Source organism: Micromonospora sp. NPDC005710 (assembly GCF_040630995.1).
Lineage (GTDB): Bacteria > Actinomycetota > Actinomycetes > Mycobacteriales > Micromonosporaceae > Micromonospora.
Genome location: NZ_JBEXYP010000003.1, coordinates 368816 through 381798 on the forward strand (window position 1 = coordinate 368816; position 12983 = coordinate 381798).

Annotated in this window: 9 protein-coding genes; 4 read left to right on the forward strand and 5 right to left on the reverse strand. The window is 73.2% G+C overall.

What is annotated here, in order from left to right:
• Window positions 1-9 precede the first annotated feature (9 nt).
• The 4 genes from ABZ406_RS06140 to ABZ406_RS06155 are packed head-to-tail and all read left to right on the forward strand — an operon-like array spanning window position 10 to window position 3168.
• Window positions 10-1074, forward strand: a complete 1065-nt coding sequence (locus ABZ406_RS06140; protein WP_357756216.1) for an ABC transporter substrate-binding protein — start codon at window positions 10-12, stop codon at window positions 1072-1074.
• Entirely contained in the window at window positions 1071-1850 is a 780-nt protein-coding gene (locus ABZ406_RS06145) for an ABC transporter ATP-binding protein (RefSeq protein ID WP_357756217.1), read from the forward strand. Before ABZ406_RS06140 ends, ABZ406_RS06145 begins: the two co-directional genes overlap by 4 nt.
• Window positions 1840-2724 carry an ABC transporter permease gene (locus ABZ406_RS06150; protein WP_357756218.1) on the forward strand — a complete coding sequence of 295 codons (885 nt, stop codon included), beginning with the start codon at window positions 1840-1842 and terminating at the stop codon, window positions 2722-2724. The genes ABZ406_RS06145 and ABZ406_RS06150 overlap by 11 nt, the downstream gene beginning before the upstream one ends.
• A gap of 3 nt (window positions 2725-2727) precedes the next feature.
• Window positions 2728-3168, forward strand: coding sequence for an Rrf2 family transcriptional regulator (locus ABZ406_RS06155; RefSeq protein WP_357756219.1), 441 nt, complete (start codon window positions 2728-2730; stop codon window positions 3166-3168).
• Between the two features lie 146 nt (window positions 3169-3314).
• Here ABZ406_RS06155 and ABZ406_RS06160 read toward each other — a convergent pair whose 3' ends face one another.
• The 5 genes from ABZ406_RS06160 to ABZ406_RS06180 all read right to left on the reverse strand — a co-directional run bounded on the left by ABZ406_RS06160 (window position 3315) and on the right by ABZ406_RS06180 (window position 12883).
• Entirely contained in the window at window positions 3315-3515 is a 201-nt protein-coding gene (locus ABZ406_RS06160) for a hypothetical protein (RefSeq protein WP_357756220.1), read from the reverse strand.
• A gap of 247 nt (window positions 3516-3762) precedes the next feature.
• Window positions 3763-5076, reverse strand: a complete 1314-nt coding sequence (locus ABZ406_RS06165) for a DEAD/DEAH box helicase (protein ID WP_357756221.1) — start codon at window positions 5074-5076, stop codon at window positions 3763-3765.
• A 225-nt stretch (window positions 5077-5301) separates the two neighbouring features.
• A complete protein-coding gene (locus ABZ406_RS06170) occupies window positions 5302-5505 on the reverse strand; it encodes a cold-shock protein (protein WP_007464836.1) in 204 nt (67 codons plus the stop codon).
• Window positions 5506-5731: 226 nt separating this feature from the next.
• Entirely contained in the window at window positions 5732-9160 is a 3429-nt protein-coding gene (locus ABZ406_RS06175) for a UvrD-helicase domain-containing protein (protein WP_357756222.1), read from the reverse strand.
• 147 nt (window positions 9161-9307) lie between these two features.
• On the reverse strand, window positions 9308-12883 hold the full coding sequence (locus tag ABZ406_RS06180; RefSeq protein ID WP_357756223.1) for an ATP-dependent DNA helicase: 3576 nt from the start codon (window positions 12881-12883) through the stop codon (window positions 9308-9310).
• Between the last annotated feature and the right edge of the window lie 100 nt (window positions 12884-12983).

Here is a 12983-nt window from a genome sequence, read left to right on the forward strand (position 1 = left end):
GGATGGACGATGAGACGGCTCCCCCTGCGCCGGTTGGTCACCCTGGCCACCCTCGCCGTGGTCGGCGCGGCGACCCTGGGCAGCACCGCCGCGTGCGGCGACGACAGCGAGGGCACGGGCGACAGCTCCGGCCCGGTGACGCTGCGCCTCGGCTACTTCCCCAACATCACCCATGCGCCGGCGGTCGTCGGCGTGGAGAAGGGCATCTTCGCGGAGAAGCTCGGCAGCAACGTCAAGCTGGACCCGAAGACCTTCAACGCCGGCCCGGCCGCCATCGAGGCGGTCTTCTCCGGCGCGCTGGACGCCACCTACATCGGCCCGAACCCGACTGTCAACGCCTTCTCCAAGTCGAAGGGTGAGGCGGTCCGGGTCGTCTCCGGCGCGGCCTCCGGCGGCGTGGCGCTCGTGGTCAAGCCCGGGATCACTGATGCGCAGGGCCTGCGGGGCAAGAAGATCGCCACCCCGCAGCTGGGCAACACCCAGGACGTCGCGATCCGGTACTGGCTCAAGCAGCAGGGCCTGAAGACCACCAAGGAGGGTGGCGGCGACGTCAAGATCGTGCCGCAGGAGAACGCCCAGACTGTCGAGACGTTCAACAGCGGCGGGATCGACGGCGCCTGGGTGCCCGAGCCCTTCGTCTCCCGCCTGGTCAACGCCGGCGGCAAGGTGCTCGTCGACGAGCGCGACCTGTGGCCGGACAAGAAGTTCGTCATCACCAACCTGCTGGTAAGCACCAAGTTCCTCAAGGCGCACCCGGACGTGGTGCAGAAGCTCGTCGACGGCCAGGTCGCCGCCAACGAGTTCGTCAACACCAAGCCGGACGAGGCTCAGCAGGCCATCTCCGACGCGATCGGCAAGATCACCGGAAAGCCGCTGGACCTCAAGCTCATCAAGCAGGCGTGGCCGACGTTGGAGTTCACCAACGACCCGATCACGTCGTCCCTCAAGGCCGGGCTCGACCACGCCGTCGACGTCGGTCTGACCGAGCCGGTGGACCTCAAGGGCCTGTACGACCTGACGTACCTCAACAACGCACTGAAGGCCGCCGGCAAGCCCGAGGTCATCCAGCCATGACGTCGACCACGACGGCGCCGGGGAGCGCGACCACAGCGGTCGCGCTCTCCGGCGTGACAAAGGTGTACGGGCGCGGGGCGAACGCCGTCCTGGCCCTGGACGGCGTGTCGCTCGACGTCGCTCCCGGCGAGTTCGTCTGTCTGGTCGGCGCGTCCGGCTGCGGCAAGAGCACGCTGCTCAACCTGGTGGCCGGGTTGGACCGGGTCAGCGGCGGGCAGATCACCCTGGCCGGCGACGCCAACCCGGGCCTGATGTTCCAGGAGCCGGCGCTCTTCCCGTGGCTGACTGTCGACGCGAACGTGGAGGTGCCGCTCAAGCTGCGCCGGCTCCCCCGGGCGCAGCGCCGCGAGCGGGTCGCCGAGCTGCTGCGCACCGTGCACCTGTCCGACTTCGGCCGGAAGCGCCCGCACGAACTCTCCGGCGGAATGCGGCAGCGGGTCGCGCTGGCCCGCACCCTGGCCCTGGACACTCCGGTGCTGCTGATGGACGAGCCGTTCGGCGCGCTGGACGCGATGACCCGCGACATCCTGCACGACGAGCTGGAACGGATCTGGTCCGAGCGCAAGCTCTCGGTGCTCTTCGTGACGCACAACGTCCGCGAGGCCGCCCGGCTGGCCGACCGGATCATCCTGCTCTCCAGCCGACCCGGCCGGATCATCTACTCCACCGAGGTGAACATCCCGCGCCCCCGTCGGATCGACTCCCCCGAGGTCGCCGCCATCGCCGCCGAGGTCACCGAGCGGCTCCGTACGGAGGTGGGCCGCCATGGCCAGTGACACCCTCACCGGTTCGGCGCGTGCCGACGCGGAGATCTCCGGACTGGACGCGCTGGAGATCGCCGGCCGGGACAAAGAAGTCTCCCGGGGCGCCCGGATCTGGGCGGCCACCTGGCCCAAGCTCGCCGCTCTCGCCATCGCCATCGCCGCCTGGCAGCTCGTGGTCCTCTCGGGCTGGAAGCCGCCGTACTCGTTGCCCGGCCCGCTGGAGGTCGGCCGCGAGCTGATGAGCCAGGCCCAGAAGCCGCAGCTCTGGGAGGGCCTGGTCACCACGCTGCGCCGGGCCGCCCTCGGGTACGTCTTCTCGGTCGCCGTCGGTCTGCTGCTGGGCCTGGCGGTGGCCCGGTCCAAGGTCCTGCGCGCCGCCATCGGCTCGATGATCACCGCATTGCAGACCATGCCGTCGATCGCCTGGTTCCCGCTGGCCATCCTGCTCTTCGAGCTGAGCGAGAAGGCGATCTTCTTCGTGGTGGTGCTCGGCGCGGCACCGTCCATCGCCAACGGGGTGATCTCCGGTGTGGACTACGTGCCACCGCTGTTGAAGCGCGCCGGCCGCAACCTGGGTGCCCGAGGGCTCAACCTCTACCGGTACGTCATCGCGCCGGCCGCCCTACCGGCGATCGTCGCCGGCCTCAAGCAGGGCTGGGCGTTCTCCTGGCGCAGCCTGATGGCCGGCGAACTGCTCGTGGTCGGCATCTCGCAGACCTCGCTCGGCGCCCAGCTCACGTACTCCCGCGAGTTGTCCGACGCACCCTGGCTGCTCTCCACGATGATCGTCATCCTGGTCGTCGGCCTGGTCGTGGACGCCGCGTTCGGCGCGGCGGACAAGGCGATCCGACGTCGCTGGGGCGTGCTCGACCAGGCGGGCAACTGACCCGTGTACGTCTCCGCGCGCAGTGACTATGCGCTCCGGGCGATGCTTGCCGTCGCCGCCGCGAGTGGCGGCGACGGCGAGGACGGCGGTGGCGGGTTGGTGAAGGCGGCCAGCCTGGCCGAGGTGCAGGACATCCCGCTCAGCTTCCTCCAGGGCATCCTGCTCGACCTGCGCCGCGCCGGGCTGCTGCTCAGCCACCGCGGCGCCGACGGCGGATACGCGCTGACCCGCCCACCAGACGAGATCACCGTCGGGGACGTGCTGCGCGCGGTCGGCGGCTCGCTCACCACGGTGCGCGGCCTGCCGGCCGACCGAGCCGGCTATCACGGGGTGGCGGCGGGGCTGACCGACGTCTGGCTGGCGGTACACGGGGCGATAGCGACAGTGGTCGACCACACGACCCTGGCCGCACTCCTAACCCAAGCCCCGGTAACCCGAAGCTGAACCCACCCCGCCGAGATCGGCGTGGTGGGTCAGTGGTGGGCGGCACCGGCGATGTGGTCGGGTCGGTGCCCCGCCGACCCGACCACACCTCGCACCGATCCTCACCGGGCCTGCCCCTCCGCCGGCACCGGTAGGCCGGTCACTGCTCAGCCCACGTGTGCGGTCGCCGGACCGGGGCCCGGGTCGCCAGGACTGTGCAGCTCCACCAGCCCGGCGGGAGCGTTACCCGCCGGGGTGGCCTGCCAGGGTGCGAAGGCCGCAACCATGGCGAGCAACAGACCGGCGAGCGCGACCGCGATCACCAGGATCAGTTCACGCAGCGCACCCGAGCCGGCTTCGCCCGCCATGGTCACCCCTCCCGCGCCGGGCCCCCCGCCCGGCTTTCCCCCGTCGGTCAGCCTCGACCACGACCGGCCGGGACACAGTCGGCCAGCCGACCCAGCGGAGGCCGATTACCGACTCGGCGGAGTGGACCACCCGGCGCGGACGGCTGACCGGTCGGACGGCCCGGAGAGCCGACCGGCCCGGACACACCGCACAGACAGAACCGACCCGCCCCACCGAAGCGGGACGGGTCGGTCGACGTGCGGAAGATCAGACGGTGCGCGGGCGACGCGGGCGACGGGACCGGCCCGACGCACGGTGCGCCGGCCGGGCGCCACCATCGGCGGACGCGCCACCTGAGGTACGGGGCCGAGAAGCAGGGGCCGGCGGGGCGACGATCGTCACCGGCACGCCGGACGGCTCACGGGCACCGGTCACCCGGGCCAGTGCCCCGTCCCCCGGTCGCACCTGGACCGACTCGGGCCGGATGCCCGCGGTGGCCATCAGCCGGGACACGTCCCGGCGCTGCTCCGGCAGGACCAGCGTGACAACCGAACCGGACTCGCCGGCCCGGGCGGTACGGCCGCCCCGGTGCAGGTAGTCCTTCGCCTCGGTCGGCGGGTCCACGTTCACCACCATGTCCAGGCCATCCACGTGGATGCCACGAGCCGCCACGTCGGTGGCGACCAGGGCGGTCACCTGACCGTTGCGGAACTGCTCCAGGATCCGGGTGCGCTGCGGCTGGGACTTGCCGCCGTGCAGCGCGGCCGCGCGTACGCCCTTGGACAGCAACTGGCGGGCCAGCCGGTCGGCGCGGTGCTTGGTGCCCATGAACAGGATGGTGCGGCCCTCACGGGCGGCGATCCGGGTCAGCGCGTCGGGCTTGTCCAGCGCGTCGACGTGCAGCACGTGGTGGGTCATCGCGGTGACCGTCGCGGTTCCCGGGTCCACCGAGTGGGTGACCGGGTTGCTCAGGAAACGGCGGACCAGCCGGTCCACCCCGCCGTCCAGGGTGGCGGAGAAGAGCATCCGCTGCCCCTGCGGCGCGACCTGCTCCAGCAGCTTGGTGACCTGCGGCAGGAAGCCCATGTCGGCCATCTGGTCGGCCTCGTCCAGGACGGTGATCTCGACCTGGTCCAGTCGGGCGTCGCCACGGTTGATCAGATCGTGCAGCCGGCCGGGGGTGGCGACAACAACTTCGGCGCCGGCGCGCAGGGCATCCGCCTGGCGCTGCAACGACAGCCCGCCGACGACTGTGGTGCAGCGCAACCCGACGGCGCGGGCGTACGGGGCCAGCGCGGTGGTGACCTGCTGAGCCAGCTCGCGGGTCGGCACCAGCACCAGGGCCAGCGGGCGACCCGGGCGGGCCTTACGGCCGGCGGTGCGCGACAGCAGCGGCAGCCCGAAGGCGAGGGTCTTGCCGGAGCCGGTACGACCCCGGCCCAGCACGTCCCGGCCGGCGAGCGAGTCGGGCAGCGTCGCCGTCTGGATCGGGAACGGCTCGTTGATGCCCTGCGCGGTCAGCGCGGTGAGCAGCGCCGGCGCCAAGCCGGTAAGAGCAAAGGACGGAATAACTGTGGTCATGCGGAGAGCCTTCCTCGACGCGGAACGTGTCGAGGGAGGGCGCCGAAGTCGGCGCTGTCAACCGGCGGCACAAGGCAGCCAGGACTCACAAGCACGAACCGAAAGGGAGTACAGGCCGGCCCGCCGCCGGGCCACCGCCTGCATGCGCAGGCGACAGCGGGGCGGGCCGGTCCCGTCACCGTCACACCCGGAGGGCGGGACAGGTAATGCTGACCGATCCGAAGATCAGAGCGGGCGGATGTTCTCCGCCTGCGGGCCCTTCTGGCCCTGGGTCACCTCGAACTCGACCCGCTGGTTCTCGTCCAGGCTCCGGTAGCCGGAGGACTGGATCGCCGAGAAGTGGGCGAAGACGTCAGCGCCGCCGCCGTCCGGGGTGATGAAGCCGAAGCCCTTGTCAGCGTTGAACCACTTCACGGTGCCAATAGCCATGTGTTTCGTCTCCTTGACGGAACGTCGGACACGCACGTGTTGCCTGCCCGAAGAGGAGCGCTCCGCGCGGGGATGCGCGAATCGCCTGTCGCTTCTGGTCGCCCCGCCCGGAGAACTCCGGACACAACAAAGAGCGCCTGGGGCCACAATCCCGCCAGGCGCACACAGAGTCTCTGGTAACCAAAACTGCAACCCGGAAAAGCTACCACAGCCTCCCCCGTCATGGTCAAGCTTGGGCGGAATCTTCGGGCAACTGAGCGATCATGGCCGTGAGGCCCGTCACGTCCAGCAGGTCGGCGGGGCGGACTGTCACCCCGTGCCGGACGTAGTGGAACGCCGCGCCCACCCGGTCGACCGGCACGCCGGCCAACTCCGCCCAGGCCAGCCGGTACACGGCCAGCTGCACGGCGGCCACGTCGGCGGCCGGCCCGGTGGGCTGCGCCCCGGTCTTCCAGTCGACCACGTCGAACCGACCACCCGGCCGGGCGAAGACCGCGTCCATCCGGCCCCGCACCACCACTCCGGCTATCACAGTGGCGAACGGCACCTCCACCTCCACCGGCGACCGGTCGGCCCACTCGCTGGCCAGGAACCGCTCCTGAAGCTCGACCAGAGCCTCGTCCGGGGCGGCATCGGCGTCCGCCGCGCCGGGCAGCTCGTCCAGGTCCAACAGCCGGTCGGCGCCGAAGCGCTGCTCCAACCAGGCGTGGAAGGCGGTGCCTCGACGGGCGTACGGGTTGGGTTCGGCCGGCACCGGACGACGCAGCGTACGGGCCAGTGCCGCCGGATCGCGCCGCAACGCCACCAGTTGGGTGACGCTCAGCGCCCCCGGCAGTGCCACCTCAACCGCACCGGAGAGCCGGGTCAGCTCGGCGCGCTCCGCCAACAGCAGGTCCGCCTCGCGTTGCCAGCGCGCCACCTCCGGATCCACCGCCTCGACAGTCGACCCGTCGGGCGTGACCGACCCGGCCGGCACCGGAGAGGCGAGCACCGGCCCGACCGGCCCGGGGAGCGCCGCCGCCGGACCGTCGGCCATCAGGCGACGCACCAGACCGGCAGCCTCGGCCAACGCCGGCCGGCGACCGCCCAGCGGGTCGGCCGGCCACTCCGCGCGGAGCACCACCTCGGCCGTGGGGTTCGCCGCGTCCGGGGTCGGCTCCGGAGCCCAGGCGTCGACCAGGTGCCCCGGCCCGCCGTCGAGGCAGGCGTCGTACACCTCCCGCAGGAAGACCGACGGACCTCGCGGTCGCTTCGTGCCCTCCCCCCACCAGTAACCGGAGCAGAGCAGCAGCCGGCGCGGCCGGGTCACCGCCACGTACGTCAGCCGGCGTTCCTCCCGCTCGTCGTGGGCCCGCCACGCGTCGGTGAAGTCGGTCACCGCCCGCGCCACGGCCCGCTGGTCACCCGCATCGTCGAGCGCCAGCTCGGGCAGCCCGTCGGCGTCGCCGCGCAGCGGGAACGGCAGCACACCCAACCCACCCAGCCAGTGGTCGGAGTTGCGGACCGGCCCCGGCCACAGCCCACGACTGAGCCCGGCCACCGCCACCACGTCCCACTCCAGGCCCTTGGCGGCGTGCGCGGTGACCACCTGCACCGCACCCTCCACCACCTCGACCTCGCCCGGCGCCAGGCCACGCTCCTCGTCCTCGGCGGCGGCCAGGTAGGACAGGAAGCCGGACAGGGTCGCTCCGGGCGTCTCCCCGCTGAACCGCGCCGCCACGTCGCCGAGCGCGTCGAGGTGCCCGCGGGCCAGGCCCGCGTCGCCGGCACCGTCCCGGCCGGCCCGCACCGCTACCTCCACGTCCAGGCCGATGGTCCGCTCGATGTCCGCGATCAGGTCCGGCAGCGCCTGGTCCAGGCGGTAGCGAAGCAGCGCCAGCTCCCGGCCGTACGCGCGCAGCCGCGCGAACCCCTCCGCCGAGTACGCCTGCGCCGGCCCGAGGTCGGCCAACGCCTCCACCAGGGTCGCCTCGTCCAACAGGTCGGGGCTGATCTCCGAGGTTTCGTCGGCGGCCACCTGTCGTCTGGCGTTCGCGATGGCCCGAGCCCGCCGGTGCAACGCCACGAGGTCACGCGGCCCGATCCGCCAACGGGCGCCGGTCAGCAGCCGCAGCAGCGCGGCGCCGTCGGTCGGGTCGGCCAGCACCCGCAGCGTGCAGACCACGTCGCGTACCTCGGGGGTGTCCAGCAGGCCACCCAGCCCGACCACCTCGACCGGCAGACCACGCTCGCGCAGCGCCGACTCGATCGCCGGGATCTGGCTGCGGACCCGGACCAGCACGGCGGTCGTCGGACGCCGCGCCACCGGGATGTGCTCCGGGGCTGCGCCCGGCATCCCGGCCGCCCCCCGCCAGGCGGCGAGCACACTGTCGGCGATCCAGTCGGCCTCGTCGGCGTACGTGGGCAGCATCGCGCAGTGCACGGTGCCGCCGGCCGCACCGCCCGGACTACGGTGCGGGATCGGGTCGCGGACGGTCAGCGCGGAGCGCAACTCCGGCACCCGGGCACCCGCCGCCCGCAGCGGGGTGGAGAGAGCGTTCGCCACCCGGAGGATCTCCGGGCGGTTGCGCCAACTCGTGGTGAGCCCCAACGCCGGGGCCGGCTCACCGTCGGCGCGGGCGAACTCGGTGGGGAACCGGTCCAGGGTGCCCGCGCTGGCCCCCCGCCAGCCGTAGATCGACTGGCACGGGTCACCCACCGCGGTCACCGGGTGCCCACCACCGAACAGCGCGTTGAGCAACACCACCTGGGCGTGGCTGGTGTCCTGGTACTCGTCGAGCAGCACCACCCGGAAACGGTCCCGCTCGATCACGCCGACCCCCGGATGATCCCGGGCCACCCGGGCCGCCCGGGCGAGCTGGTCGGCGAAGTCCATCGCCTCGAAGGCCTCCTTGCGCCGGGCGTACGCCCGCACCAGCGGCAACAAACGCAACCGGGTCTGCTGGAGGGTGAGCGCCTTGCGCACGTCGGCATACACCCGACCCGGCCGGGACTGCACCTCGGCGAAGAACCGACCGGTCCAGGCCGCCAGGTCGTCCGGCGCGACCAGGTGCTCGTCCAGCTCCCCGGCGAGCGCCAGCACCGCATCGGTGATGGTGCTGGGCATCCGGTCCACCTCGGACATGTCGCCGTCGTAGTTGCGCACCAACAGGTCGACCAGCTGCCAGCGGGACGCCTCGGTGAGCAGCCGGGTGGACGGCTCGTAACCGGCCCGCAGCCCGTGCTCGGTGACGATCCGCCCGGCGTACGAGTGGTAGGTGGAGACGGTGGGCTCACCAGCGATCGGGTCGTCCAGCGAGTCCCGTCCCTGCCTGCCGACCCGGCGGATCAGCTGGTCGAGCCGGGTCCGTACCCGGTGGGCCAGCTCGCCGGCCGCCTTCCGGGTGAAGGTCAGCCCGAGGATCTGCTCCGGCCGCACGTACGAGTTGGCCACCAGCCAGACCACCCGGGCGGCCATCGTCTCGGTCTTGCCCGACCCGGCGCCGGCGACCACCAGCAGCGGCTCCACCGGGGCTGCGATGATCGCGGCCTGCTCCCGGGTGGGCGCCGGCAACCGCAGAAGCTTGGCCAGCTCCACAGGTGTGTACCGGGGGCCGGAGTCGGCGAGTCGGGGCGTCGGCGCGGGACCCGCGCCGAACAGGGTGGGCTGACTCACGGTGCCATCTCAGTTCGTGACTGCGGGGCTCGCAAGCTCACTCCTCGCCCTCACGGGTGCCATGTCAGTTCGTGACTGCGGGGCTCGCAAGCTCACTCCTCGCCCTCACGGGTGCCATCTCAGTTCGTGACTGCGGGGCTCGCAAGCTCACTCCTCGCCCTCACGGGTGCGCCGGACGGTGGGCGGCTCGACGACCTGACGCCCCTGACCGGAGACCGGGCAGCTGGTGCGCACCGGGCAGACCCGGCACTTCGAGTTGGCCACCGCGGCGAACGTGGCGGCTGCCATCGTATCGGCGGTCCTCCGGACCAGCGCGGTCGCCCAACCGGCCGCCGGCCCCTCGCCTGCCGCCGGCTGATTCTGCTCCCTGGCGTTCTTGGCGGACGTCCCGAGCTGCACCAGCGCGGCGCCCCCGGACTCGTCACCGAACTCGGCGAACGCCCCCGCCTCCACCGCCGCCTGGTACGCGCCGAGCTGTGGGTGCTCCGCCAGGTCGGTGCCGGTGACGGCAGTGGACTTGCCGGTCTTCAGGTCGATCACCACGAGCCGCCCGGCCTCGTCGACCTCCAACCGGTCAACCCGACCGGTGAGGTCCACGGGCCGATTCGGGTCGTCCAGGCGGACGGCGAACTCGTGCTCGATGGCGAGCAGCCGACGCGGGTTGGTGGCCAGCCAGCGCAGCAACTTGTCGACCATCGCCTCGGCGCGTTCCCGTTCCGGCCCGGCCATCCATCGGGCCGCCAACTCGATCGCGTCGAAGCGGGCGGCCACGTAGTCGAGCAGCGCGCCCCGGTCGGCGCTGGCGTCCTCGGCGAGCATCGCGGCGGCGTGCACCAGGTTGCCCACCCCCTGCGCCGTGCTTGTCGGGCCGCTACCGCCGTGTCGTTCCAACAGCCAGCGCAGGCTGCACCGCAACGCGCTCTCCATTGCCGACGGGGTGACCCGCACCGGGTCACCGTCGTCGACGAGCGGCCGGTCGTCGGAGAGCACCCGCAGCCCCCACCAGTCGTCGGGGTGCGCGCCGGGCACCCCGGCGACGGCGAGCCGGGCCAGTTCGGCTGCCGCGGCGCGCCGCCGGGCCGTCGGGGCGGCCGGGTCGGTGATGGCGGTACGCAGTTCCGCCACCAACGCCGGCAGGGTGAGCGCCCGGGGTGGGCGGGTGACCGGCAGCGCCCCGGGGCGGTCCGGTTCCTCGTCGCCTGTCGCACCGCTGGTGGCAGCGGCGTCGACGGCCGTGACCTGCGGTGGGCCGCCGGCTCGCGGGCCCGGCGGTGTCGGCGGATCGGTTGCCCCACCACCGTTCGACGGGCCGGGCGAAGGCGTGCTCGGGCCAGGCGGAGGCGTGGACGGCGTGGACGGGGGCGGGGTGCTCGGGCCCAACTCGTGCAGGAACCGGCTCGGCTGCTCCTCGTGATCGTCACCGCCGACGGCTGCGGACGCCACGGCGCTCACCAGTAGCCGGTGCCGGGCCCGACTGATGGCGACGTGGAAGAGCCGACGCTCCTCGTCCAGCAACGCCGAGGTCTGACCCACCACGTTCGCCGCTGTCGCGCCGTCGACCGAGCGGCCGGCCAGCACGTCGACAAGCCGCTCGGAGCCGAGGAGGCTGCCGCGCAGTCGCAGGTCCGGCCAGATGCCCTCCTGTACGCCGGCCACCGCGACGAGGTCCCATTCCAGGCCCTTCGCCGCGTGCGCGGTGAGCAGGCGTACCGCCGCACCCCTGTCGGCGGTCGGGGCGATCGTGTCGGCGGGCAGGTCCTGGGCGAGCACGTGGTCGAGGAAGACCTCGGTACGCGCGCCGGGCAGCCGGTCGGTGAACCGGGCTGCGGCGTCGAAGAGGACCAGTACGGCGTCCAGGTCACGGTCGGCCGCCTCGGCCCGCCGTCGCCGGGCCAGGTCTCCCTCGCCGGCCTCCGGCCTCCCCTGGTTGATCGCGCCGGCCCACCGTTCGGCGAGACCACTGGCGTGCCAGACGGCCCAGAGCACGTCCTCGGCTGTCGAACCGGGCCGGTCGGCGGCTTCGCGTGCGATGGCCAGCAGCCCGGCCACCGCCTGCGCCGGCTCCGCCCAGCGCCGGTCGATGCCCCCCAACTCCTCCGGGTCCTGCAACGCCTCGACGATCAGCTCCCCGGAGGGGCGTCGGTCACCGCCGGCCAGCGCGAGCGCCCGCAGGCCCTGCCGCAGCCGCCGCTCGGCCAGGGGGTCGGCCCCACCCAGCGACGAGTGCAGCAGCGCGACCGCCGCTTCCTCGTCGAGCCGTTCCGGCTCCAGCGCGCAGCCCAGCAGGAGCAGCAGCGGCGCGACAGCCGGTTGCAGGTGCAGGGGAAGGTCCTCACCGTGCACCACCGTTGGTACGCCGGCGGCGTGCAGCGCCCGTCGCAGGGTGGGCAACTGCAGGGCGGTCGACCGCACCAGCACCGCCATCCGTGACCAGGGCACACCGTCGAGCAGGTGGGCCGAGCGCAGCGCGTGGGCCAGCCAGGCGGCCTCGCTCGTCGCCGAGCGGAACGTGTGCACCTCGACCACCCCGGGCGGCGCGTCCGGCAGGGGGTGCAGCCGACGGTGCGCGGCCGGCCCCCGCAGCCGACGGCCCAGCCGGGCGACGGCCGCGAGCAGGCCCGGCCCGGCCCGGTACGACGTGGTCAGCAGCACCTGTGCGGACGGCGCCCCGGAGGCCGTCCGGAAACGGTGCGGGAACGTCGCCACGCCGGCCGGGTCGGCGCCGCGGAAGGCGTACGTGGACGAGTCCGGGTCGGCGAACGCGACGAGGGACTTGCCGCCGCTGGCGATGACCGAGAGCAGCTCCAGTTGGGCGGGGTCGGTGTCGGCCAACTCGTCGAGGTAGACGTGGGCGAGCCGACGGCGCTCGGCGGCCAGCAGTTCCTCGTCGTCGCGCAGCAGCCCGGTGGCCGCCCGGACCAGCTCCGCCGGGTCGTACGCGATGGAGCCCCGGTTGCTGACGTCGCGCAGCGCGAGCACCGAGACGTACTCCCGGAGGAAGCGGGCGGCGGCCGGCCAGTCGGCGCGGCCGAGCTTGTCGCCGAGCCGGGCCAGGTCGATCGGGCCGACGCCGCGCTCGGCGGCGCGCATGAGCAGGTCGCGTAGCTGCCCGGCGAACGCCCTGGTCCGTAGGGCGGGGCGCAGGTCGGTCGGCCAGCCGACCGGGTCGTCCTCGGGCTCCTCGCCCACCACGTCCAGCAGCTCACGGATGATCAGATCCTGCTCGGGGCCGGTGAGCAGCCGGGGCGACGGCTCACCCCGCTCGGCGGCGGCACGGCGGAGCAAACCGAAGGCGTACGCCGGGAAGGTGCGCACCAGCGGCTCGCGCAGCACCCGGTGGCCGTCCTGCGCGACCCGGGCCTCGATGCGCTGCCGCAGTGCGGTGGCGCCTCGCCGGCCGAAGGTCAGCACCAGGATCCGTTCGGGGTCGACCCCCTCGGTCACCCGGGCGGCGACCGCCTCGACAAGCGTGCTGGTCTTGCCGGTGCCCGGCCCACCGAGCACGAGCATCGGCCCGTCGGTGTGCCCGACGACCTCGGTCTGGACCGCATCGGCCCGCCAGCCGCCGCCACCGGCCGCCGGTTCGGGCCGGGCCGCACCATCGGGCCCGGCCGGAGAGCCGACACCGCCCGCGGACGTGCCCGACACCGAAGCACTGTCAGGCGTCGCCCCGTCCCCCCGCGTCGGCCCACCGGGCCGCCGCACCAACCGGTACGCCTGCATCAACTCATCCCATCAGACCCGTACGACACCCACCCGAACGAACTCCCCCGCCCCACTCCCGCCCCACCCCACCCCATCCACCTCCGTCGATCATGGAGTT

Bases quoted from the DNA above. Each gene is read 5' to 3' on its own strand.
- ABZ406_RS06170 (WP_007464836.1), bottom strand. From the start codon at position 5,505: ATGGCTATTGGCACCGTGAAGTGGTTCAACGCTGACAAGGGCTTCGGC.
- ABZ406_RS06180 (WP_357756223.1), bottom strand. From the start codon at position 12,883: ATGCAGGCGTACCGGTTGGTGCGGCGGCCCGGTGGGCCGACGCGGGGG.
- ABZ406_RS06165 (WP_357756221.1), bottom strand. From the start codon at position 5,076: ATGACCACAGTTATTCCGTCCTTTGCTCTTACCGGCTTGGCGCCGGCG.
- ABZ406_RS06160 (WP_357756220.1), bottom strand. From the start codon at position 3,515: ATGGCGGGCGAAGCCGGCTCGGGTGCGCTGCGTGAACTGATCCTGGTG.
- ABZ406_RS06140 (WP_357756216.1), top strand. From the start codon at position 10: ATGAGACGGCTCCCCCTGCGCCGGTTGGTCACCCTGGCCACCCTCGCC.
- ABZ406_RS06145 (WP_357756217.1), top strand. From the start codon at position 1,071: ATGACGTCGACCACGACGGCGCCGGGGAGCGCGACCACAGCGGTCGCG.
- ABZ406_RS06150 (WP_357756218.1), top strand. From the start codon at position 1,840: ATGGCCAGTGACACCCTCACCGGTTCGGCGCGTGCCGACGCGGAGATC.